Here is a 24,043-nt window from a genome sequence, read left to right on the forward strand (position 1 = left end):
AATCATAATACTGAGGGTTCTGCAGCGGCACTAATCGTCACGTAACGCTTTGAACTCCTGATAGCTCTTCCAGGCAATTCGCTGTAGATCAGCTCGATCTTTGGCAGAGAACATCGTGGTAATCGGATTTCCATCCCGGTCTTTGGTGCGATCTTTATTATCGAAATACCGAATATCAGTAATCGAATCCACGGGTAAGCCTTCCGGACTGCGATCAAACAAAGCTGCATACAGACAGCAGGCCGTCAGATACGCCATCGTCTGATTGAGATGAGCATCGTTGATGAACCGCAGCGTCAGATCAGGGCGTTCCGTCTGGCAATGGAAGCCTGCCAGCGACATCGGAGCGGCACTCGCATCGACCTGTTTTGCCAGCGTGGCAATTGCCCTCGCTTTCTCCATGACAGCAGCAGCAGCAACAGGGGGATTTTTTAAAGCCTTTGCGTTCTGAGTATTCGGCGTTGTTTCATACAGGATCACGCGCGCCCCCTGTTTTTTCGCCAGTTCCGCAAATTTAGGAGCATACTGAGCATACAGCGAGTCGGCCCCCTTCAGGTCATCACGGTATGACTGCAGAATGACGACATCCCACTTGGGATGTTCCTGATCCAATTCTTTCAGTAATTGACGATGCCGTTTCAAAGCCGCAGCAGCGTAACGATTCTTGGGGTCTTTCGCATCTTTCTCCAGACCGGCAATTGTCTGTTTCTCTTCCTCAGGCGTCAGTTGATGCAGTTTGACAAAATTTTGCGAACCCAGATTCCAGTGATCGACCAGTCGTCGGCCGCCATAAATCACTGTGGTCGGATTGAAAGTCAGATTCGGATTACCTGCTTCTACCATCTTCTTGACGACCTGTGCCAGATTGTGTCGAGCCGTATAACTGTTTCCAATGAAAAGCACATTCAGTGTCTCTTTTTTATCCCCTTCAGCCGCAACAGCGTCTGAATTTACGTGTACGGATATGAAACTGAGACACAGAAAGAAAGTCAGAATTCGCAGTTTGTTTTTCATGATTTGATCTCATACAGGCGCGGCAGGATAAGAAGGTAAACGTCCTATTCATTATGAGCAGACATCCGTACCGAGTCAAAGGACTTATAAAGATCACCCCATCGCTCACTTTTTCGCAGCAGGTCGCCACGCCGGATCGCCAGCATCCGCTGGTAGATCCCGGTTCCAGTCAAAAACAGCCTGTTTCAGTCGCGCGACGATCTCAGGATGATCGTCAGCCCGGTTTTGCGTCTCAGAAACATCCACATCCAGATCATACAGTTGAACTCCATTTCCATCATAATTCACATAGAATTTCCATTTCCCGGCGCGGACGGACAGATCCGGATTCGGCTGCTCTTTCGTACCCGGACGATCAGGTGGACGTCGCCAGAAAATGGGAGCGTGACGCCCCGACTCACTTTTCCCCAGTAACGTCTCCGCCAGATCTTCACCATCCAGCGTCACACCGGATGGCAGGTTCGTTCCGGTCAACGTATAAAGCGAACGATTTATATCGAGCGCAGAGAGAATCGATTTCGTATTCGTAGCACCTGCTGCGGCGGGATTCACCAGCCCTGGTCCCCAGACAATCAGAGGCGAACGGACGCCCCCTTCATACAACCAGGTCTTCGCTCCGCGTAACGGGTCGGCCAATCCTGCCCCTTCTTCCGGTCCATTATCTGATGCAATCAGAATCAGCGTATTGTTCTTCAGACGTTCATCATTGCGTACCCGGTCAAACAGCAGTCCCAACTGCTGATCCATGGCTTCAAGTACGGCATAATACAAGGCTCGTTTACTCTCATCGCTGGCATCTCGCAGCACTTCGGGCGGAAAGAATGGGGAATGCACATCGTCGGGCCAGAGATTCAGGAAGAATGGCTGACCGGTTGCCTCCGCGTGATCAATAAATTTCAACGCATCTTTCACAAAGGCAGCCGTCACGACAGAACGGTCTTCCCAGTATATCGGCCCTTTACCAAGATCAGCAGAACCCAGGTCATGTTTCTTGGGCGGCTTGCCATCATAGGCATTTTTTAAAGGAAGCACCCGCGGACCGAGCCCCTCAAAATTCGTCAGGCTGCGATCAAAACCATACTTCGTAATCAAGGGCGCATTCCCGACATCCCGCTGACCGCCCATATGCCATTTACCAAAGTGCCCCGTGGCATAACCGGCCTGATTCAATTGTCGCGCCAGCACCGGAGCTGCAGGATCGAGCCACTGTGCCAGTCCACGTTCCCGGTTGGCTTTGCGACGTGCCAGATAAGAAGTAATCTTCCAGCGCTGGGGATACTGCCCTGTTGTCAAAGCCACCCGCGACGGAGAACAGATGGGAGAGTTCACATAGAAATTCGTAAAACGGAGCCCTTCACTCGCCAGCGTGTCAATATTTTTCGTTTGTATCACCTTCCCTCCATAACAGGAGAGATCACTCCAGCCCATGTCATCAATGAACACGGTAATAATATTGGGTTTTGACGATTCAGCATGACCGAGCGCCGTCAGCAGTTGCAGAAACAGAAGCACTCGGAAAATATTTCGCATGGATTCGCTCCCAGGGGTTTCCAATCAGTCATACCAGATCATCAAGATTTCAGCGGTCGTTCATGTTAGCTCGCATCACATTGAACCGTAGCGTCCTCAATCTAAGATACTCGGTCAATGGCCTTGGAGACGCTACAGTGATGCTGGACACAGTCTAGATTTGCAAATGATGTGTCTAAGGGTTTATTCTAACAATTCACCCGCTGAGTTTATATCATCGGAATCAATTCTCACCCCCTCCGAGATTTAACTTCAATTACGAATTCAATGCATAACTCTGTTTTCTACAACTGTTTTCGATTCGATTGTAGTTTCCACCGAATCGCTCTGGTAGAATGTATTCCCGTCAGAACGTTCATCTCAATTAACACCAATGCGCGATTTCTATTCAGAGGGATATAATGCAACGATTCCTGATAATTTTACTTTGTATTACAACACTCAGTTCTGCTGAAACTTCAGCAGCCGACAGAGCCCCTAATGTCGTCTTGTTCCTTGTCGATGACATGGGCTGGATGGATAGTGAACCGTATGGTTCCCGCTATTACGAAACGCCCAACATGTCGAAACTCGCAAAGCAGTCGATGCGTTTCACCAATGCTTATGCGACGCCGCTCTGCTCTCCCACCCGTGCTTCGATCCTGACAGGTCAGTACACATCCCGGCATGGCATTACCAGCGCAACCGGACATCGTCCCCCGCAAGCTGAAGATTTCGAATACCTTCCCAAAATGGCGCCCCCGAACCAGAGGTTGCGCATGCCCGTCAGCAAAAACTATCTCGATCCCGATCAATACACCATTGCCGAAGCATTACACGACGCCGGCTATCGCACGGGCCACTTCGGTAAATGGCACCTGGGCCTGACGGCTCCGCATCGTCCTGACAAACAGGGATTCGAAACCGTCTGGCATTGTGCCCCCGATCCTGGTCCGCCGAGCTACTTTTCTCCGTATGGCGTTACTCCCACAGGCAAACCGACGGCGCAACACCGGGTAGGAAACATCACCGACGGACCAGATGGCGAACACATTACCGATCGACTAACGAGTGAAGCCATCGATTTTATGGAAACACATCGCAGCGAACCTTTCTTTCTGAATCTCTGGCATTACTCGGTACATGGTCCCTGGCAACATAAAGAAGAATACACGTCTGAATTTGCCAAAAAGCAGGACCCGCGTAAGGAGCAGCGTAATCCCGTGATGGCCTCCATGCTGCGTAATGTCGATGAAAGCCTGGGACGCATTCTCGATAAACTGGATGAACTGAAACTGGCTGACAATACCCTTTTCATTTTTTATTCCGACAATGGAGGCAATGCCCACAGTTGGAGTAGCGATGATCCGAAACTAAAGAAGATCACCGGCAAACATCCTCTGTACAAAACCATTCAGAGCTATCGCAAATGGGCAGGCGGAGAACCACCTACCAATAACGCCCCCCTGAAGGAAGGCAAAGGCCGGATCTATGAAGGAGGACAGCGTGTTCCACTCATCGTACGCTGGCCCGGTCACATCCAGCCAGGCACTACTTCTGATGCGATTGTGGGTCCCATTGATCTCTATCCGACAATCCTCGAAGTATTGAAACTAAATCGGCCGGCAAATCAAATCATTGATGGCGGATCGTTTTTACCAGTTCTGGAACAGACGGGACAACTCGAACGAACCGCTTACTTCACCTGGTTCCCACATCTGATCCCCGCTGTCTCAGTGCGACAGGGAGACTGGAAACTGATCCGTCGCTTCGAACCGCATCGCCTCTATCCCGAGATACGAGAACTTTATAATCTGAAAGCGGATATCTCTGAAACCAATAACCTGGCCAGTCAACGGCCAGACAAAGTCCGCGAACTCGATGCGCTAATCGACGAATTCGTTAAGAAGACCGGCGCGCTGTATCCACAACCCAACCCCGCCTATAAACCACGGCAAGCAAACACAGCCAACAAAGGGGGAGATCCAGAGCGGGGTCTGGTTCCTAAATTCTCTAAAATCACGTTGGTCGATGGTGCACTGCGAATGGAAGCCGATGGCCGGAAGCCATTCCTTGGTACGGCTCAGGTGAAACAGACAGGGCCGCTCACACTGACGATGCGATTACGTAGTACGAAAGGGGGTGCGGGAAACATAACCTGGAAAACAGCTGAGCAGACCGAATTCCCTAGACAGGGACAGACGGTGAAATTTGATCTCCCCGCGAAAGCCGACTGGCAGGAGATCAAACTCAATTTGCCCGTCACCGGTAAGACTGGCATAGTCAGACTGTATCTTCCAGTAGAGTCAGAACCACTCGACATTCAATCCATTCAATTTCAGACAGCCAAGACAAAGAAAAATATTCGTATCTGGGATTTCAGGGGGGCAAAACCATGATTCGATCCCGATTGATCTCATCCGCGCTGATGCTGTTACTCTCTCTGATGCTTTATCTGCCTCACAACTCTGTGTTGGCTGCGGAGACAAAACTGGTGGAAACGTTTCAGACGCCACTTTCCAAAGAGTGGTTCTGGGGACTGGGAACCTGGACCGCTCAAGGTGGCGTGCTGCGGGGTTATGAATCCGGTCCCCGTCGTCATGGCCCGGTCAAATTGCGTCGCTTTGAATTCGGTGATGGCGTAGTCGAATTTGATTTTCGTCTTGAACGCAGTGCTGACGCTGCAGGGATCATCTTCAATGGTTCGCAGGAACGGGGGCACCTTGTTCATGTGTTGTTGACACGAAAAGAAATCCGCATTTTGGCTCATGCTAAAAAAGGGGAATCGACCGATTTGCTAAGAGAGCAGATCACGCTTCCTGAACAGGACTGGCACCCGGTAAAGATTGTGTTTCAAGGGCCAAAGGTCAAAGTAAACTTTAACGGGAATACCTGGACCGTTAAACATCCCACCATCAGCGAATTGAAACAGAACTTTGGTTTCGGTGGCAACTCCGGAGGCCCTAAGGGGGAAAAAGCGGGCGCCATTGAGTTTAGAAACTTGAAAATTCAAACACTGATCATGAACCCAGAACCAGAATAAGTTCTTTAAAAATCATATCCGAAGTACCATACAGGCAAATACTATTTTTGTTCGCAGCATACCGCTTCCTTCGCCGATTCTTCTGGCATTTTCACAATATTCTGCTACAATAAATAAAGTATCTTTTTGAATTACCAGATAACGATTTATAGAGGGTACTTTTTCCTGCCTTAAATCTCGCCGGATACGTGGGTTAAACACTCGCGATATCACAAATTGACAAGCCTGATTCCACCACCAGCGTTCATTTATTTTGCGATCGCGCAGAACTTAATTGGTTTACTATGAACGGATTTCACAGATACATTTTAATCTGCCTGCTGCTGCTTGGCACTCTGATTCCAACCCCCGCCTGGTCTAATCCAGCCAATCGTCAAGCCTTCGTCCGTTACTTCGGCGAATACCTGCCCGCGAATCTGAATTCCTGCAGTGTCTGTCATGTCGGTGCGCATGCGGAAGGCGCGGAATCTCTTGAAGACTTTCCTCACAATCCCTTTGGGAACCAGTTACGACTGGAAGCCGACAAACTGCTCAAAGCAGAGCGCGATCCTGAAATTGATTTGCGACTCAAATTACTGTCCGAAGCAGACGCCGACAATGACGGGTTTTCCAATCTGCAGGAAATTCTGTTTGGTACTGCGCCCGGCGACAAAACCAAATTCCCGGATGCCAAGGCAGCAGAAAAACTAAAGCAGTTGACCGCTGATTTTACGGAATACAAAAACCGCTATGCCTGGAAACCGTTCAAACCAGTGACACGACCAGAAGTCCCGCTGATCAAAGACGCCGACTGGGCCCGTAATCCCATCGATCATTTCATCGCCGCCGGTCATGAACAGGAAGGTTTACAACGCGCGAAAGAAGCCAGTCCGGAAATCCTGCTGCGACGCGTCTATCTCGACCTTATCGGACTCAACCCGACACCTGCAGAAATTCAGGACTTCCTCAAAGAACAGAAAACAAATCCACAGGCTTACGAAGAAATTGTCACACGTCTGCTGAATCATCCCGCTTACGGCGAACGCTGGGGACGGCACTGGATGGACGTCTGGCGGTACAGTGACTGGGCCGGATACAAACAAGCCCTCAGAGAGAGCCAGCGTCATATCTGGCACTGGCGGGACTGGATCATCGAATCGCTCAATGCCGACAAAGGCTACGATCAGATGTTGGTCGAAATGCTGGCCGCCGATGAACTAAAACCAGACGATTGGGATACTCTCCGCGCCACCGGTTATCTGGCGCGGAATTACCACTCGAAACGGGATCAATGGATGGACGATGTCGTCAAGCATACATCGCAGGCATTCCTGGGAATCACCGTGGGGTGTGCGAAGTGTCACGATCACATGTATGACGAGATTGAGCAACGCGAATACTATGAAATGCGAGCCATTTTTGAAACGTACCATGTACGCACCGACCGTGTCGAAGGTGTGCTCGATACAGCCAAAAATGGCATCCCCCGTGCATATGATAAATCATTAACCGCCAAAACCTGGCTGTTCGAAAAAGGGGACGAACGCCGTCCCGTCAAAGAGGAAATCATTCCTCCCGGAGTTCCTACCTTCCTGGGAGGCGAATTTAAAGTCACCCCCGTTTCGTTACCCATGGTCGCCAGCCAGCCGGCACGTCGAGAATCGGTCAAAGAAGACCTGCTGACTCATGCCAGAAAAATGATGGAGCAGGCAAAAGCGAAAGAACAGCGTCTGGCTGCGGAAAGTGAACTGGCAGTGCTGGAGGCTCAGTTTGACATTGAGGAAATGGAAGCGAGCGGCGACAAAAAATCAGATGCATGGAAAGCAGCAGCGCTGAAGCTAGTCAAGCTGCAGAGACAGTCGGCTCTCGAAAATGCCAAATGGAAGCTGATGGCCGCCGAACAGGAGCAACAAGAAGCACAACAGGCTGTGGTAACAGCGGAGGCCAAAAAGAAAAAGTCCGTCATTACCAAAGCAAAACAACGGTTGAAAAAAGCAGAGCAGCAGCACAAAGCCGCACAGACCGCTCTTAAAAAAGCGGAAACGGATTCCAAAGCGAAACTGACCACCAAATACACTCCCCGCAAACAGCCCGTCTATCCTAAATCCAGTTCAGGCCGCCGACTCGCCTTTGCCCGCTGGCTGACAGACGGCAATAATCCTTTGACAGCGCGCGTCGCCATGAACCACATCTGGCTGCGTCACTTCGGACAACCAATTGTCCCCACAGTCAACGAATTTGGTGGGAATGGTCGCGGTCCGACACATCCTGCTCTCATCGACTGGCTGGCAGCAGAACTGGTCAAACAGGACTGGAGTATGAAAGAAATGCACCGTCTGATTGTCACCAGTTCCACTTATCGTATGGCGGGGACAGGGTCTGAGGAAAACAGCAAAATCGATCCCGACAATAAGTATCTCTGGAAAAAATCGTCCATGCGAATGGAAGGGGAAATCGTTCGCGATAACCTGTTATTCATTCCGGGTCGTCTCGATCCACAACTGGGTGGTCCGGATATCGACAATACCAAAGCCCAGGATTCCGTCCGAAAAAGTATTTATCTCAGACACGCTCATGAAAAGCTGGTTGAATTCGTACAGATCTTCGATGGGCCCAGTGTCTCGGAATGTTATATGCGCGACATGAGCGTGCAGCCTCATCAGGCACTCGCCATGGCAAACAGCAAACTGACCTTCCAGGCGACACAAGCATTGACTGAAAAACTGCTCAAGCAGACATCCGGTAATATCGACGACTTCATCCAGCAGGCTTTCCTCAGCATTTTATCCCGTTCACCAGATGCATCCGAACAGAAAATGTGCCATGAATTTCTGACTCATACGTCTGAATCCAGCAAGATAAAACCCTCTGAAGACCAGTTTCAGCTACTGGTCACCGTACTGTTCAACCATAATGATTTCGTTACGATCCGCTAACGATCGACGTTGACTGATAACAGAAAGACATTGAAATGTCACAACTGCCAAACACGAATCGCCGCCGATTTTTGACTGACACAGGTATGGGGATGACCGGCATGGCCATGACCTCGCTCCTGTTTCAGCAAGGCGAACTGCAGGCTGCCGCTCCCGGAGAAGGACGCCACCTGGCTCCGCGCGCTAAATCAGTCATCTGGATTTTTCTGATTGGCGGACTCAGCCACCTGGAAAGCTTTGATCCTAAGCCCGCCCTCAACAAGTACGCCGGTAAATCGATTGAAGAAACACCGTTTGCGGATACCGTGCTGAATAAAGACAAAATCAACAAAGTGCTGCTTGATCCTTCCAAACAGAAACGGAAGATTTACAAATCGCTGATGCCGCTGCAGACCGGCTTTAAACATTACGGCGAAAGTGGCCTGGAAATCAGTGACTGGTTCCCGCACATGGGTTCCTGTGCAGACGACCTCACACTGGTTCGCTCCATGTGGACCATCGATAACAACCACGGTGCCCAGCTCACCTATCACACAGGGCGTAAAATCACAGAAGGCGCTTTCCCGACCGTCGGCTCCTGGATCAGCTACGGCCTGGGAACAGCCAATCAGAACCTGCCCCATTATGTCGTATTGGGAAATCCCAGCGCCGACTGCTGCGGTGCTGCCTGGACTCACGGTTCTTCTTATCTTGGACCAGAACACGCGGGCGTTCGTCTGAAAGTCGATCCCAAAGCACCGCTTTCGTTTGTGCGTTCTGCAGATCAATCACTGACACCTTCCGAGCAACAGAAGATGTTTGGACTGCTCGGAAAACTCAATCGCCAGACAGGCATCCACTACCCCGATGATAAAAACCTGCAGGCCCGTATCAAGTCCTATGAACTGGCCTTCCAGATGCAGTCGGCTGTTCCTGAAGTCATGGATTTTCAGAAAGAAACCAAACATGTACAAGACCTGTATGGCCTTGGTGATTCCTCCACAAAAGCTTTTGGTGAAAAGTGCCTGGCAGCCCGTCGCTTGAGTGAACAGGGAGTTCGGTTCATTCAACTGTTCCACGGCTATCGTGGCAACGCCGGTGCCTGGGACTCGCATCGTGATATCAAACGCCTGCATTCAAAACTCGCAAAAGAAGTCGATCAGCCGATCGCCGGTCTCATTAAAGACCTGAAACTGCGTGGCCTGTTGGATGAAACCATGGTTGTCATTGGTTCCGAATTTGGACGTACTCCGGGTGCCGAGTACCGCGAAAGTAACAAGACCGTTGCTGGTTCAGGCCGCGATCACCATCCGCATGGTTTCAGCATCGCCATGGCGGGAGGCGGCATTAAAGGCGGTCATGTTCACGGTTCCACAGACGAACTCGGTTTTCATGCTGTAGAAAATCGACATTACGTGACCGACCTGCATGCGACGGTACTGCATCAGATGGGACTGGATACGACCCGCCTGAATTATCCCGGTCGACAACGACTCGAACGTGATTACGGGGAAGTCATCCACGAAATTATCAGCTGAGTGAGGATTGGGCATAACCAGAAGGAAGTTGCTTAAGCCTGCTTCTGTTTATTTTCTTCCGTCATGCGGTAGATCCGCACGGCGCTATCAGAATGTGCTACGATCAGATGCCGCGCATCGCTTAAGAGGTCCAGACCGCGGGCAGCAGTCGGCAGTTTCATCGTATGGAAAAACTCGTCTTCCCCCGGCTTTCTGAACCAGAGTTCTCCTTTACCACTCCGATTGGCGCCGGCGCCAATCAGAAAGCCTTCAGGATGATACCGCACGCCCCAGGCAATTCCCTCAAAGGTCTTGTCTGGTTTTAACCGTGTGTTCTCTTTACCGGTTTTCCAGTTAAACAGCATGATTATTGGATCCTGAACCCCCGCGAAAGAATTCACCACATTGGTAATCCCGGCTGTCGCCAGCTCACTCCCGTCAGGACTGAACTGTAGATCTCTCGCGCCTCCCATATCAGCAGCAAACTTTTTGTCGTAACCAGTCATCACGCTCGCATCGAGACTGCGTGCCTGCTTTCCGGTTTCCAGATCCCAGATATGGATTACGCCCATCAGATCCTGTGAGACCAGTTGTTTTCCAGACGGATGAAAATCGACTGCATACACGTGTCGTTCATGACCGGCGAAACTCTGCAGCAACTTACCGGTTTTCCGTTCCCAGACTTTCACCAGCAGGTCGTTTCCGCAGGTCGCGAGTTTTGTTTGATCAGGTGAGATTCGAACCCAGCGTGCCGACCCTTTGTGGGCGGGAATCGTCATTTTGCTTTTCGGTTCGGCCTCCCGTAAATCCCAGACATTAATATCCCCTCCCCAGCAGGCAGAATACAGCGTATTGCCATCAGCCGAGAAATCAAATGATCTGACCCAGCTTGTATGCCCGGTCAAGGTACGTTTTGCTTTTGTTTTATAGTCCCATATATGGACGTCCAGATCTTGTGCACCAGCGACAATAAAGCGGCTGGTCGGATCGACCCTGCAGGAAGTCAGCGGGACTGTATGCTTGAGTTCGGCAACTATGTGAGTTTTCACAGGATCGATGGCATCGTAATCGATGGCTGGTTTGCGCGCTTCGATCGCATCATCCAGAATCGGTTTTTTGGCTGCAATAGCCTGACTGTTGTTGAGAATCATGCTAACAACTCCTTGATGGACTGGGCGGCGGGATCACCTATGGGCACTGAGCGCCCCGCGATTTCGTGATCTTCCGTGGAGTCAATCCCCAGCGCCTGCAGGTAGGTGTGGAACAGATGCCCCGCATCGACTTCGCGATCTTCAACCGCCGTTCCCTTGTCATTGGTTTTTCCAATGATCGCACCGGATTGGATTCCACACCCTCCCAATGCCATGGACCAGGCGCTGCCCCAGTGATCGCGCCCATAACGCACATTGATTTTGGGCGTGCGTCCAAACTCCGAATAGACCATGACCAGCGTACTTTCCAGCATGCCTCGTTCGTGCAGATCATCCAGCAGCATGGAGAATGTTTTATCGAACTCGCCTAATTGTTCCAGATGGAAATTAAAGTTCTCCGCATGCGAATCGTATCCGTGATGAGTGACTTTCACACAGGTCGCGTTATTCTCCAGCAGTGTTCGGGCTAAAAGACAGTTTCGACCAAAATCATGCTTTCCATAACGTTCCAGGTCTTTGTCCGCAGGCGCTTTCTCAAAGAAAGTCTTACGTGCCATCAGTTTTTCTGCCTGCTGAAACGAAGCATCGAAGGTTTCCGTCATTGCTTTGGGACGCCCGGTTTCAAACTGCTTATTGAACTGCTGCCGCAGTTCCATTCGCCGTGTCGCCGCCGTTTGAGCCAGCCCTTTTGGTAGCGAGAGATTTTTCGGAGGATTGACTCCTATAAATTTTAGCTGAGCATGTCGGGCCCCCAGAAATGCTGATGTACTGTCAGACAATCCCCGCGTTGAAATATGAATATACCCAGGCAACTCCGCTTTCGCAGGTGCAAGGTATTTCGAAGCGATGGAACCCACGTAGGGATATTCGCCGGCCCGTCTCCCTTTTTCCATAAACAGGCGGCCTTGTTTATGATCGTTGGTTTTCAGATTGATGCTGCGAACAATGGAAAGGTGATGCATCCGCTGCGCTGTGTAAGGTAGCAGTTCTGAGATGTGCATGCCTGGTACGGAAGTCGGAATCGCTCGGAAGGGACCTCCATATTCCGTCCCCGGTTTGGGATCCCACGATTCCAGTTGGCTGACGCCCCCCTGCAAATAGACCTGCAGAATCCTTTTATGCTGCCCGTGGACCTGTTCTGCAACCACTGGTGATCCCGATAAACTGAAGGCCAGCGCGCCACCCGCAGCCCCCGCCAGAAACTGACGTCGCGCGACCTGGTGATCAAGCTGCTGACAGCCTTGATTTCGTTGCATCGTTGGTCTTTCTGTTTATCAAAGTAGACAAGGGATGTGCTGATCAATGATTGAACCGAAATTCATCAGACGCCAGCGCCGCCCAGACCAGTTCGGGAATCCCCTGATGAGTTTCCAGTTGACTCGCTTTTAAAAATTCGACGACCTGATTGGTTTCTGATTCCTCAGGGAAACGGGAAAAGACGGCAAGATACAATTCTTTGGCGACCTCTGTGTCAGACTCAAGTTTCTTAAGCCGCGCTGTCAGATTGTTTCCTCCCGGAACCAGCCAGGATTGAATTAACGGTCCGTTCAACAGAAATAACGCCTGATTGGCAGATGCATCAAACCGGGACGATTGCGCCCCGACAGAGCCAAACGTGACCGTAAAGGAATCGACGTTTCTCCACAAAGCATCGTGCACTGCTTCTTCCTGCCATAGGGGCTCTGCCGTGATTTTGGAGCCGTTCTTGGGATCGTCTTTCATTTTCTTTGATATCAGGCCGGCAAGTGTTCTCTCTCTCACGCCCGTCGCCTGCATCATCGACCAGGCCAGTTGCTCGGGGGATAATGCTTTCAACAGACCGACACGATAATCTGGTTCGTCAGTCGATTTCGGACCTTCTTTTCTGTGACTGCTGCGCTGATAAGTTTGCGTCAGCGCCAGTTCACGAATCAGGTACCGCAGATCGTAGTCCTGTTCCTGTAACCCGGCTGTGAGCAGTTTGAGGATTTCCGGGTGAGTCGGTGGATTATCAGAATGCCACATATCGAGTGGCTCTACCAGACCGCGGCCCATCATCTGCGCCCACAGACGATTGACGATATTATTCTGAAAGGCCTGGTTTTCGGTACTGGTTATCGCATCGGCTAACTGCAAGCGACGACTATATACCGGTATCGAACGCACATTCTTGGCCGGCTTGATCTTGTAAGGTTCTTCAGGAATCTCGGGATCGTGAATCTCAGGCAGATCCAGCACGCGCGGTGCCGTCTTGACTTCTTCTTTCGTGAAGACAGAGGTAAATGCTACCTGCCCTTCGGCTTTTTCACCGATCGAAGTTTTTTTCGTTTTTGGATCTCTGAACAAATAGCTGCGACTTAAAAACGCATTCAGTCCATGGTAGTGGCGTTGCAGATAATCATTCACATTAGGATGGTCATGACATTGGGCACACTGTAAATCACGTCCCAGAAACAGCCGCCCCAGGTCGCGTGTGACCTGTTCGGCTTTTAATTCCCGATCCAGTAGAAACTTGGCAGCTGGTCGTGTTTTCTCATCCGTGCCATCGACAGTCAGCATTTCCTGAACCAGATCGTCCCAATGCCGGTTGTCCCTAAACGAGTGTCGCAGATAATTCCGCCAGTCTTTCGCGGGTACATGTTTATCGGGATGACGTTCCATCAGCATCGTGTCAAACACATACTGCATCCTCCGGGCATATTCCGGCGATGCCAGCAGGCGATCAATTTCCTGAACGCGTTTGTCAGTGGATGAATCAGCAACGAACGCTCGCACTTTCTCCGCTGCAGGAATGGAACCGGTCAGGTCGAGTGTAATACGCCGCAAAAAAGTTGCATCATCGGCTGGAGCAGCCGCTTGTTTTTCGAACTGCGGGTCGTCGGAACTCAGAGCAGAATCAATCCGCTCATGCAATGGAGTTTCCGCAGACACCGGTGCCGCAAAAACAGCGATCAAGATCGCAGAAAACGCGAGCAACTTCAGGTTGGAACGTAAGCTCATAAGATCACGCGATTCAGGCAGGAAGTAATATGCAGGGACCGGTCGACACCATGCATCAACCAGCACTCATATGTTACCTCCGCCTTGTTGGGAAATCAATTATTTTCTGTACAACCTGACATTTTTCACGAAGTTCCACCACAGCGGAACTTTCTATTGACATCAGTACTTTGCTGAAAAACAGCCAAATTATCTGCCTTATCAACGCTTGCCATATACGGGAGGTTTCCAGCCCTTGGGGAGCCGTCCCTGTGGTCTCACGCCATAAGCGTCTGCTGGGATGGGATGATCTTCTGCAGTCTGTAGTGGCAGATCATCGGGCAGATGCTTGATTTTGAAATCTTTGTACTGAATTTTCATCTGTGGCCCCACATGAACCTGCACCGCGAGCACACCTTCCAGAGCACGGCCTTTCTCATCCAGGTCAATCAGATCTGCTGTCTTGTGTCCGTCAATCCAGTGTTGATGATGATTACCTTCTACCAGCACACGGAAATCATGCCATTCGTCGGGAGCAAACGTTTTGACTGGAATTTTACCCACTACCCAGGGTTGCCCTTCAGGATCAATGATGACTTTTTCCCCGGTGTGGGAGAGAATCCGGCGCCCTTTCTCTTCATAGAGCATGCCGTTGTAGTTTGGATTATTGGCAACCACATCACACTGATAACCGGTCACAATATCCAGGCCCAGATCAGGTCGCGAGGTACCCCGATATTGCAGTCCACTGTTCCCCCCTGCAGTCACTTTCACTTTGACCCGCAGGTCAACATTGCGAACCGTGGAATCTTTCCAGGTAATAAACCGGTTCATTTTCAGTGTGCCATCAGTCTTACCCGTTAAAGCACCTTCTTCTACCGACCAGTACTGGGGATCACCGCTCCAGTGACGCAGTGTCTTGCCATCAAAGACAGAGACAAATCCGTCGGCATCCGTTTTAGCTCCCACCGCTGCTGAGGCAACGGGATGGGGAACCGTGGAATCAGTAAACTTCCCTTTCAATGGATCGAGTGGACCGCCCAGTTCTTTCACACGCGCTGTGGTCCGTTCACGCATCTCTTTTAATGTGTCTGCATACTTTGGATGACCGGCCAGATTCACCAGCTCGTCCGGGTCCTGCTGCAGGTCATGCAGAAACTCGTGGTTGTCATGATCAAAATACCGCACGTATTTGTACCGCTCATTCCTCAGACCTTCAAAGGCAGGAATACGACTGCGGACCGCAAAGTGTTCGTGAAATGCTTCCTTCCTCCAGTTCTCGGGTTGTTTTCCGGCCACGATCGGCTGCAGGCTCTTCCCCTGATAACGTTTGGGAATCTTTACTCCCGCCCAGTCAAGAAATGTAGCAGGCAGATCCAGATTCAATGCAGCTGCCGTCGTCACCTGTCCCCGCTGCTCAGCAGGAACGCGAGGATCGGCAATAATCAACGGAACATTTAATGCGTCTTCATAGTGCGACCACTTCCCGGCAAAACCACGATTCCCCATATAGTAACCGTTGTCCGCTGAATAGACGATAATGGTATTCTTATCCAATCCTGCCTCTTTCAAAGCTGTCAGAAAGCGACCGATGGCACCGTCGATGCCGCTCACCATCCGGTAGTAGGCCCGCATATTGGTCTGATATTTTTCATCCGTATTCCACCGCCAGAAATAACGTTCCCGATTGATCGTTGTTTTGAGAAAATCGGGTTGGCCATCAAATATTTCCGGCGCATTTAAACGGGGCGGCGCAATCGTGACATCTTCATACATCCCATCCACGGCACGCGGCCAGGGAAAATGTCCTATCCCTGGTCGTCGGTCACTGTCTTCCGCATGACAGGCATTGAACCACAGGTTCAACGCAAACGGCTTCCCCTTCGGTTGTGTCTTCAAAAACTCAATACCCCGATCGACAATCAGTTCGGTCTCATGACGCAGGCTACCATCGGGCTGTTTTTTATAATACGGATTGCGACTGATGGCTTCGAATTCATCGAAGTGTTTCTCTCTCTGAAATCCTTTTGGCATCTTCGCATGCCATTTTCCAAAGTAGCCGACACGATATCCGTCTTCCCGCAACAGATCTGAATAGAGAGTCTCCACGGCATCAGGCCGCGCCATCTCGGCATTAGCAGGCGTTCCGTAACTGCGTCCCGTCAAGCCGGTCAGAATCGTCGTGCGGCTCACCCAGCAGATCGCCTGACTGACACAGGCATTCTCAAACCGGGTGCCCCGCGCTGCCAGCTCATCAATGTTAGGTGTCTTTATTTTCTGGTTGCCATAACAGCCCAGTGTGCTGGTGGTCTGATCGTCGGCAAAGAAAAAGACGATGTTTGGTTTATCGTCCGCATACAATGAACCGAAAGAAACAAAGAACAGTACAGTCAGATGCAGGATTGATTTCATGGCTGTAGTTTCACTGAATTGAGTTTTAAAAAGTCCGGCTCTACCGTTCATTCCGGCACACGGATACAAACCGCTTCTTCCTGATGCGGATGCATACTTTACACTGTAACTGACCAGAAAGGCAAAGGCGACTCTACTCGCTGAAAATTCAGACCTCTCCGAATCAAAGGCTTGTAACCGGGGGGAACAGACCAGTAGAATAGTAAATCTACTTTATTAAACCTGCCACTACTTCCGCGCAGGTTCATGTACCGTTTGAACCAGTATGTGTTGAGACGGTCATGAAGTGCAAACGGAACAACCACTGTGCTCCCAGATTGAAAGCTTGCCTGCAATATGACTGATCAGGGATATCGCACCTTTTTGACGACCATTCTGCTAACTCTGCTATTGGTATCTTCGCGCGCTTCTGCCGCTGATAAAATAATTGATTTCCAGCGCGACATCGCTCCGATTTTGCAAAGCCGCTGCCTGGGCTGTCATCAAGATCGTGTTCGTCAGGGTGGCCTCGCACTGCACTCGGCTATGGAAATGCAGAAAGGAGGAGAGAGCGGGCAGATCATTGATCCCGGCGATCCTGACGCCAGTTACCTCATGGATCTGATCACTCCGCATGAGGGAACCGCAGAGATGCCTCAAGAGGCGGCTCCACTGACACAATCCGAAGTGCAGGCGTTTCGACTCTGGATCAAACAGGGAGCCCCCTGGCCGGAAAATGTAGTATTAGAGCCCCCCGTATTATGGTCATTGAAAAAACTCCAGCGCCCGCCGGTTCCTCCTGTTTCTCAAACATCCTCTGAGTTCCTGATTCGCAATCCAATCGATGCGTTCATCGCTGCCCGACATCAGTCAGCCAAAGTTCAACCCGCACCACAAGCATCGAAACGAACACTCATTCGCCGTCTTTATCTGGATCTCACCGGTTTATTACCGTCACCAGAAGAAGTCGCTGTATTTATTGCAGACGAGGATCCCGCCGCCTACGAAAAGCTGGTCGACAAGCTGCTGGCTTCCCCGCATTTTGGAGAGCGTTGGGGTCGTTTCTGGCTCGATCTGGCTCGATATGCAGACAGTGACGGCTATCTCGGTGACAGCATACGCCCCCATGCCTGGGTCTATCGTGAGTGGGTGATCCAGGCCATCAACGAGGATGTACCCTTCGATCAGTTCTCCATCGAACAGCTGGCGGGAGATCTGCTGGAAAAATCAACCGATTCTCAGCTCATCGCGACCGGCTTTCATCGAAACACATTGAGCAACACCGAAGCTGGCGTGGATCTGGAATTATATCGCACAAAAGAACTGGTAGACCGTGTGAATACCACGGGTATGATCTGGCTCGGATTGACACTGGGTTGTGCCGAATGCCATGACCATAAGCATGATCCGATCTCTCAGAAAGAGTTCTACCAGTTTTATTCCTTCTTCAATAACGCCGACGATTCCACCGTGAAAGTCAGCCGTGACTGGGATAAAGCGGAATACCAGTCAAAACAGAAACAGTGGCAGCCAGCATTTGATCAAGTACTGGCTTCACTGCAAAAGTTTGAGAAAACAGAACTCACCGCAGAACAGAAAGTAGAAATCACCACAGTACTGGATAAATACAGGAAATCATCCGACCTCAAGAAGATTAACTCATACTATCAAACAAAACAGCAAGGCTGGGACAGACTCTATTCTCAGCTGGAAAAACTTTTGAAAACCCGCCCCTCACCGCCGGCAATCAGGGCGCCAACTTTTAAAGAACGCACGAAAGACCGCCGCGACACCTTCGTACATGTCCGGGGAATCTACAATCAGCACGGCGAACAAGTAAATCCAGGTACACCCGCCGTCCTCCCTGGTTTCAATTCGGGAGATTCCCTGACGAACCGTCTGGACCTGGCCCACTGGCTGTTTCAAGAGAATAATCCGCTCACCCCCCGCGTCGCCGTCAATCGTATCTGGCAGCATTTGTTCGCGCGCGGTCTGGTCGCGACTCCCAATGACTTCGGAACTAAAGGAGAACCGCCAACTCATCCGCTCCTGCTGGACTGGCTGGCTGCAGAATACAAATCACAAAACTGGAGTCGCAAAGCGATGATCCGCCTGATCGTCATGTCTTCGACGTACCGGATGTCGTCCGCTGCGAATGCCCGACAGATGGCGCATGATGTCAATAATCAGTTACTCTGGCGACAGAACAGTTATCGCGTCGAAGCCGAAATCGTACGAGACATTCACCTCACCGCCAGTGGACTGCTGGATCGCACGATAGGCAGACGTGGGATACGACCTCCTCTGCCGGCTTTCGTCACCGATGTCGGCCGCAGTGTGAAATGGCCCGCGACGGAAGGCAGCGAACGTTATCGCAGAGGCATGTACATCGTCTTTAAACGCACCGTCCCCTACCCGATGTTGATGACCTTTGATGCGCCTGACGCCACCGTTTCCTGCAGTCGTCGCGAACGCTCGAACACACCACTCCAGGCACTCACCCTGCTGAACGGTCCTATGTTTTTTGAAAGCGCTCAGGCACTTGGGACACTCATGTGGGATCAGCATCAGGATAATTTGCCTGCTGCGACAGAAGAGATGTTCCTCCGCTGCTTTTCTCGCCCCCCTGTACAGCGCGAGCAGGAATACCTCAATGCAGCATATGCCGATTTACTCTATCTGGCTGAAAACAATCAACAGAAAACAAATCCAACAGAGCCTGTGCAACTGACCGCCCTGATTCAACTGGCAAGAATTGTCATGAATCTGGATGAATTTATCACGCGAGACTGACCATGCAATTTCCACAACACAACAATCTAAATGCACTAAACCGGCGACGTTTTTTCGCCACCGGTGCCAGTGGTCTGGGTACACTCGCCCTGGCATCGCTGATGAAACAGGATGGATTGCTGGGGGCCGAACAGCAACTGGCCCATTTTGCTCCCCGGGCGAAACGCTGCATCTACCTGTTCATGGAAGGCGGCCCGAGTCAGATGGACCTGTTCGATCCCAAACCACGTCTGAATGAACTCGATGGGCAGCCGATGCCCGAGTCCCTGTTAAAAGACATCAAGTTCGCGTTCATCCAGAAAGAAGCAGCGCGGATTATGGGCAGCCCGCGCACATTTAAACGCTATGGCGAATGTGGCATGGAACTCTCCGATTTGCTGCCTCACTTGAGTACCTGCGTTGACGATATCGCTTTGATTCGTTCCATGCACTGCGAACAGTTCAATCATCTGCCCGGACAACTGATGATGCTTTCCGGTTCCGATCTACAGGGTCGCCCGACATTGGGCTCGTGGTTGAATTACGGTCTGGGAAGCGAATCAGAAAATCTGCCAGGCTACGTCGTACTGGCAACTTTGGGGCGCGGCTTACCAGGCGGGGCCTCCAGCTGGTCCAGTGGTTTTTTACCGTCTCAGTATGCGGGCACGCTCTTTCGCAACCAGGGCAGCCCGGTCCTCAATCTGGCAAACCCGCCAGAAATCTGCGCAGCAGCCCAGATGCGCAGCCTGCAGACCATTAATGAATTAAACGGTCTGCGCTATGAACAGATTGGGAATCCTGAGATTTCCAGCCGCATCAAAGCATATGAACTGGCCTTTCGCATGCAGCAGACAGCGCCGGAATTGCTGGATCTTTCTGGCGAAACCAAAACCACGTTAGAGCAATACGGCGTCACACGCGAAGAAGCCTCTAAAAGCAGTACCACCGGTTTCATGGGGTCGTATGCCCGCAACTGTCTGCTGGCCCGCCGCATGGTGGAACGGGGCGTGCGGTTTGTCTCCCTGTTTCTGTCAACCTGGGATCATCACAGTTCTCTCGACAGTGGACTGGAACGCTACACAAAGATTTCCGACCAGCCTATCGCCGCATTGCTGAAAGACCTGAAACAGCGCGGCCTGCTGGATGAAACACTGGTCGTCTGGGGCGGCGAATTCGGTCGCACACCACTGGGCGAGAATCGCGTTAATTTCAAAAAAGTCACTGGACGTGATCACCACCCCTACTCTTTCAGCATGTGGCTGGCCGGTGGAGGAATCAAAGGAGGACAGGTGATCGGCGAAACCGATGAAATTGGCTGGGGTGTCACCAAAGATCCTGTCCACGTTCACGATTTACACGCCACGATTCTCAAACTATTCGGCCTGGACCACGAAAAACTCACCTACCGTTTCCAGGGACGCGACTTCCGCCTGACGGATGTCTCAGGGAATATCGTCGAACAACTCCTGGCATAGTACCTGACAGCACAGAAAACGGCGTTCATGCGAGCATTGCTCTTAATCTTGATTCTCTTTACTAACTGTGTCTGCAGATTACAGGCCCAGTCTGAATACCGAATCCTGCCGCGCGATTTCAACGCCGATAAAACCCAACAGATGATGCGGGCTTTTCTGCGTCAACAGGTCCATACCGCCATGGATGCCCGGCGAAATGAACTCGAAACGGCGTTGAAATCTGATAAAGCACTCGCCGCCTATCAACAGAAACGACGCAAAGCATTGCTACAGTCACTGGGAAAACTACCCGAACGCACACCTCTTAATCCGAAAACGACGGGCACGATCCAGCAACCCGGTTTTACCATCGAAAAGATCTTATATGAAAGTCAGCCCGGATTTCATGTGACTGCCAACCTCTATCGCCCTGAGGGAACAGGTCCATTTCCCGCCATCCTGCATCCGGTCGGCCACAGTGAAAACGGTAAAGCCTACGAATCGTATCAACGGGTCAATCGCCTGCTGGCACAACACGGGTTTATCGTACTCTGCTTTGATCCTATTGGTCAGGGAGAACGTAAACAGATCCTCGATGAAACAGGAACGCCCCGTCACCGGGGAAGTCATGAACATCAGGAACTGGGCGTGGCCCCGATCCTGCTGGGCCGCAGCCTGGGAACCTATATGCTGTGGGATGGTGTTCGCGGGATCGATTATCTTTGTAGTCGCCCTGACGTGGATCCTTCGCGAATCGGCTGTACCGGAAATTCGGGGGGCGGCAACCTGACCAGTTACCTGATGGCGTTTGACGATCGCATCGTAGCGGCGGCCCCCGGCTGTTTTATGACGACACATCGCTTTAAAAACGAAAGTCCCGGTCCCGGCGACGCAGAACAGAACCTGTATGGGCAAATCGGAGCTGGCTTCGATCATCCCGATTACATTCTGACGCGTGCTCCCAGACCAACGCTGATCCTCGCTGCGACCAAAGACTTCGTCCCCATCGAGGGCACATGGGATGCGTATCGTCAAGCCAAACGCGTTTATACACAGCTCGGTTATCCGGAACGCGTTGATCTGATCGAAGCCAATGACAAGCATGGATTCAGCCAGCGTCTGCGTGAAGGTGCCGTCCGCTTCTTTGCCCGCTGGCTTCAGGGACGACAACTGGAAGTTTTCGAAACGGATGACACTCCCATGCTGACCGATCAGGAACTGCAGGTCACTCCGCAGGGGCAGGTGCTCAGTCTGAAGAACGAACGCAGTCTGTTTGACCTTTTCACCAACTACGAACAACAGCTGGCTGAGAATCGCCCCCCTCTCACACGCAAACTCATACGCCAGGTCACAGGTATTCGTCACCTCAAAGTTCTGCCAGACCCCGGTATCAGACTTCTGGATAGCAAAGAAGCGTCGATCTCTCCCCAGTGTCTCATCATCACTCCGGAACCTGGTATTTCACTTCCGGCCCTCTATTGGCCTGACGGAAAAGCGACGCCTGTTCTGATTGCTTCCTCTTCTGGAATGAATTCCAGCGTCAAATCAGCACAACAACTTAATGCCCAGGGGCATCCCGTACTGGTTGTCGAAGTACGCGATACGGGAGAAACGAAAACCAGAATCTGGCGTTTTCCTGGCGCAGATTATTACATTGCCCACATGCTGGGACGTTGCTGGCTGGCTATGCAGGCGGAAGATTTACTGATTTCCGCACGCTGGCTGCAGTCACAAAACAAAGACAAATCAGTGGAACTCCAGACGGAGGGAGAACTCGGCCCCGCTGCGCTGCATGCTGCGACACTCGAACCGGCGCTGATCTCTGAACTGAAATTGAAAGAATCTCTGAATTCGTGGCACGAGCTGATGACATCGCGTAACGCATTTCATCACCTGCACATGGCCGTTCAGAATGGACTGACTTATTATGATTTAACTGACCTTGATACTTTAAGATCCAAGAAATAATTTTCTAAGAGGATACATCCATGAATTTCATTGACGCTGCCCGCTGCTTTGTAACCGGCATTGCATTGTTCATACCTGCCTGTCTGTTCGCGACTGAGAGTAAACCGAACATACTGCTGATTCTGGCGGATGATGTCGGCAGCGATGCCATCGGCTGTTATGGAGGTCGCAGCTATCCTACTCCTCACATTGACGCCCTGGCGAAGGGAGGTATGAAATTCAATCACGCTTACGCCATGCCAGTCTGCCACCCGACACGCGTCTGTCTGATGACGGGTCGTTATCCGTTTCGCTTTGGGAAAGCAGGTTCGAAGTGGGGAGATTTCCCCCGCGACGCCGAAGGGATTACCATCGGCAACCGTATGCAACAGGCGGGTTATGCCACTGCAGTCGCTGGAAAATGGCAGCTCTGCATGATGAAAAATGATAAACAGCATCCCAGACGCGTCGGCTTTGATGAATGGTGTCTGTTTGGCTGGCACGAAGGAGGCCGCTATCATCATCCCCTCATTTATCAGAACGGTTCACTTCGCGACGATGCCTCCAGTCTGTACGGCCCCGAAGTCTATGCTGACTTCCTGATCGATTTCATGAAACGTAGCCACGCAGCCGGCAAGCCGTTCTTTGCCTATTACCCGATGGCACTCTGCCACGACGTGACTGATGATCTGAAAGATGAACATGTCGCCTACTACAAATACGGACGCTGGATGACCTACGGCGAAATGATTGCCTCCATGGATGACATGGTTGGCAAAGTTGTCGCCTCCCTGAATGAGATGGGCGTGCGTGACAATACCTTGATCATATTCACAACAGACAACGGCACTCCCGCTGCCAGTTATCTGACCGTCAGCAAAAATGGGAAAATGGTGCGTCCCAAAGTCGTCTCGGTACAGAATGGAAAGATTGTGCCGGGTGGAAAAGGAAAACTGGATGATACTGGTACCCGCGTCCCCTTAATTGTGAACTGGCCCGGTCACATCAAAGGCGGTACCGACGTCGACGATATGGTGGACATGAGCGATTACCTGCCCACGGTCGCCGAAATCGCAGGATTGAAAGCAGCGGATGTTCCCCGCGATGGTATCAGTTTTGCGCCCGTCCTGTTCGGTCAACCTGATCAGCGAAAAACACGGGAATGGATTTATATCGGACTGAAGAACAAGAGCTGTGTCCGTTCACCAGACTGGAAGCTGTATCGAGACGGTCGCTTTTACAATGTGGAGCAGGATCCCGGTGAAAAGTCGCTACTGAAAGCTGACCAGCTGACAGGTAATGCAAAACAAAACCATGCCGAGTTGACAAAAGTTCTGAGTGAACTGCAAGGTCCACTCAAACCATAGTCCAATTTTGATACAGCCAGCAGGTG

General features: G+C 51.3%; 14 protein-coding genes. 8 read left to right on the top strand and 6 right to left on the bottom strand.

The window, feature by feature from the left end:
* Positions 1-30: 30 nt before the first annotated feature.
* Both Pan161_RS15945 and Pan161_RS15950 read right to left on the bottom strand, forming a co-directional pair.
* Entirely contained in the window at positions 31-1,014 is a 984-nt protein-coding gene (locus tag Pan161_RS15945) for an SGNH/GDSL hydrolase family protein (protein WP_145228592.1), read from the bottom strand.
* Positions 1,015-1,119: 105 nt separating this feature from the next.
* On the bottom strand, positions 1,120-2,544 hold the full coding sequence (locus Pan161_RS15950) for a sulfatase-like hydrolase/transferase (protein WP_145228593.1): 1,425 nt from the start codon (positions 2,542-2,544) through the stop codon (positions 1,120-1,122).
* Positions 2,545-2,945: 401 nt separating this feature from the next.
* Between Pan161_RS15950 and Pan161_RS15955 the strand changes: the two genes are divergently transcribed.
* From Pan161_RS15955 to Pan161_RS15970, 4 genes are all read left to right on the top strand, one after another.
* Positions 2,946-4,922, top strand: coding sequence for a sulfatase (locus Pan161_RS15955; RefSeq protein WP_145228594.1), 1,977 nt, complete (start codon positions 2,946-2,948; stop codon positions 4,920-4,922).
* Positions 4,919-5,566: a family 16 glycoside hydrolase gene (locus Pan161_RS15960; RefSeq protein ID WP_145228595.1), complete on the top strand. Its 648-nt coding sequence runs from the start codon at positions 4,919-4,921 to the stop codon at positions 5,564-5,566. Before Pan161_RS15955 ends, Pan161_RS15960 begins: the two co-directional genes overlap by 4 nt.
* Positions 5,567-5,850: 284 nt before the next feature.
* Complete coding sequence (locus Pan161_RS15965; protein ID WP_145228596.1) at positions 5,851-8,481, top strand: DUF1549 and DUF1553 domain-containing protein; 2,631 nt, start codon at positions 5,851-5,853, stop codon at positions 8,479-8,481.
* 35 nt (positions 8,482-8,516) lie between these two features.
* Positions 8,517-9,998 (top strand): DUF1501 domain-containing protein, encoded by a 1,482-nt coding sequence (locus tag Pan161_RS15970; RefSeq protein ID WP_145228597.1) that lies wholly within the window; start codon positions 8,517-8,519, stop codon positions 9,996-9,998.
* A 32-nt stretch (positions 9,999-10,030) separates the two neighbouring features.
* Here Pan161_RS15970 and Pan161_RS15975 read toward each other — a convergent pair whose 3' ends face one another.
* From Pan161_RS15975 to Pan161_RS15990, 4 genes are all read right to left on the bottom strand, one after another.
* Positions 10,031-11,128: a WD40 repeat domain-containing protein gene (locus Pan161_RS15975; protein WP_145228598.1), complete on the bottom strand. Its 1,098-nt coding sequence runs from the start codon at positions 11,126-11,128 to the stop codon at positions 10,031-10,033.
* Positions 11,125-12,384, bottom strand: a complete 1,260-nt coding sequence (locus Pan161_RS15980) for a DUF1501 domain-containing protein (RefSeq protein WP_145228599.1) — start codon at positions 12,382-12,384, stop codon at positions 11,125-11,127. The genes Pan161_RS15975 and Pan161_RS15980 overlap by 4 nt, the downstream gene beginning before the upstream one ends.
* A gap of 43 nt (positions 12,385-12,427) precedes the next feature.
* Positions 12,428-14,107, bottom strand: coding sequence for a DUF1549 domain-containing protein (locus Pan161_RS15985; RefSeq protein WP_145228600.1), 1,680 nt, complete (start codon positions 14,105-14,107; stop codon positions 12,428-12,430).
* 201 nt (positions 14,108-14,308) lie between these two features.
* Positions 14,309-16,498 carry a sulfatase-like hydrolase/transferase gene (locus Pan161_RS15990; RefSeq protein WP_232103270.1) on the bottom strand — a complete coding sequence of 730 codons (2,190 nt, stop codon included), beginning with the start codon at positions 16,496-16,498 and terminating at the stop codon, positions 14,309-14,311.
* A 336-nt stretch (positions 16,499-16,834) separates the two neighbouring features.
* Here Pan161_RS15990 and Pan161_RS15995 point away from each other — a divergent pair, with 336 nt between their 5' ends.
* The 4 genes from Pan161_RS15995 to Pan161_RS16010 are packed head-to-tail and all read left to right on the top strand — an operon-like array spanning position 16,835 to position 24,017.
* A complete protein-coding gene (locus Pan161_RS15995) occupies positions 16,835-19,270 on the top strand; it encodes a PSD1 and planctomycete cytochrome C domain-containing protein (RefSeq protein WP_145228601.1) in 2,436 nt (811 codons plus the stop codon).
* A 2-nt stretch (positions 19,271-19,272) separates the two neighbouring features.
* Complete coding sequence (locus Pan161_RS16000) at positions 19,273-20,724, top strand: DUF1501 domain-containing protein (RefSeq protein ID WP_145228602.1); 1,452 nt, start codon at positions 19,273-19,275, stop codon at positions 20,722-20,724.
* A 27-nt stretch (positions 20,725-20,751) separates the two neighbouring features.
* Positions 20,752-22,671, top strand: a complete 1,920-nt coding sequence (locus Pan161_RS16005; protein WP_145228603.1) for an alpha/beta hydrolase family protein — start codon at positions 20,752-20,754, stop codon at positions 22,669-22,671.
* Between the two features lie 20 nt (positions 22,672-22,691).
* On the top strand, positions 22,692-24,017 hold the full coding sequence (locus Pan161_RS16010) for a sulfatase-like hydrolase/transferase (protein ID WP_145228604.1): 1,326 nt from the start codon (positions 22,692-22,694) through the stop codon (positions 24,015-24,017).
* The last annotated feature ends 26 nt before the right edge of the window (positions 24,018-24,043 follow it).

Origin of the sequence: Gimesia algae (genome assembly GCF_007746795.1) — a bacterium.
GTDB classification, from domain to species: Bacteria; Planctomycetota; Planctomycetia; order Planctomycetales; family Planctomycetaceae; genus Gimesia; species Gimesia algae.

Excerpts from the sequence above, each read along its gene's own strand:
- Pan161_RS15960 (WP_145228595.1), top strand. The coding sequence starts at position 4,919 with ATGATTCGATCCCGATTGATCTCATCCGCGCTGATGCTGTTACTCTCT.
- Pan161_RS15945 (WP_145228592.1), bottom strand. The coding sequence starts at position 1,014 with ATGAAAAACAAACTGCGAATTCTGACTTTCTTTCTGTGTCTCAGTTTC.
- Pan161_RS15950 (WP_145228593.1), bottom strand. The coding sequence starts at position 2,544 with ATGCGAAATATTTTCCGAGTGCTTCTGTTTCTGCAACTGCTGACGGCG.
- Pan161_RS15955 (WP_145228594.1), top strand. The coding sequence starts at position 2,946 with ATGCAACGATTCCTGATAATTTTACTTTGTATTACAACACTCAGTTCT.
- Pan161_RS16005 (WP_145228603.1), top strand. The coding sequence starts at position 20,752 with ATGCGAGCATTGCTCTTAATCTTGATTCTCTTTACTAACTGTGTCTGC.
- Pan161_RS15985 (WP_145228600.1), bottom strand. The coding sequence starts at position 14,107 with ATGAGCTTACGTTCCAACCTGAAGTTGCTCGCGTTTTCTGCGATCTTG.
- Pan161_RS15975 (WP_145228598.1), bottom strand. The coding sequence starts at position 11,128 with ATGATTCTCAACAACAGTCAGGCTATTGCAGCCAAAAAACCGATTCTG.
- Pan161_RS16000 (WP_145228602.1), top strand. The coding sequence starts at position 19,273 with ATGCAATTTCCACAACACAACAATCTAAATGCACTAAACCGGCGACGT.
- Pan161_RS15980 (WP_145228599.1), bottom strand. The coding sequence starts at position 12,384 with ATGCAACGAAATCAAGGCTGTCAGCAGCTTGATCACCAGGTCGCGCGA.
- Pan161_RS15990 (WP_232103270.1), bottom strand. The coding sequence starts at position 16,498 with ATGAAATCAATCCTGCATCTGACTGTACTGTTCTTTGTTTCTTTCGGT.
- Pan161_RS16010 (WP_145228604.1), top strand. The coding sequence starts at position 22,692 with ATGAATTTCATTGACGCTGCCCGCTGCTTTGTAACCGGCATTGCATTG.
- Pan161_RS15995 (WP_145228601.1), top strand. The coding sequence starts at position 16,835 with ATGACTGATCAGGGATATCGCACCTTTTTGACGACCATTCTGCTAACT.
- Pan161_RS15965 (WP_145228596.1), top strand. The coding sequence starts at position 5,851 with ATGAACGGATTTCACAGATACATTTTAATCTGCCTGCTGCTGCTTGGC.
- Pan161_RS15970 (WP_145228597.1), top strand. The coding sequence starts at position 8,517 with ATGTCACAACTGCCAAACACGAATCGCCGCCGATTTTTGACTGACACA.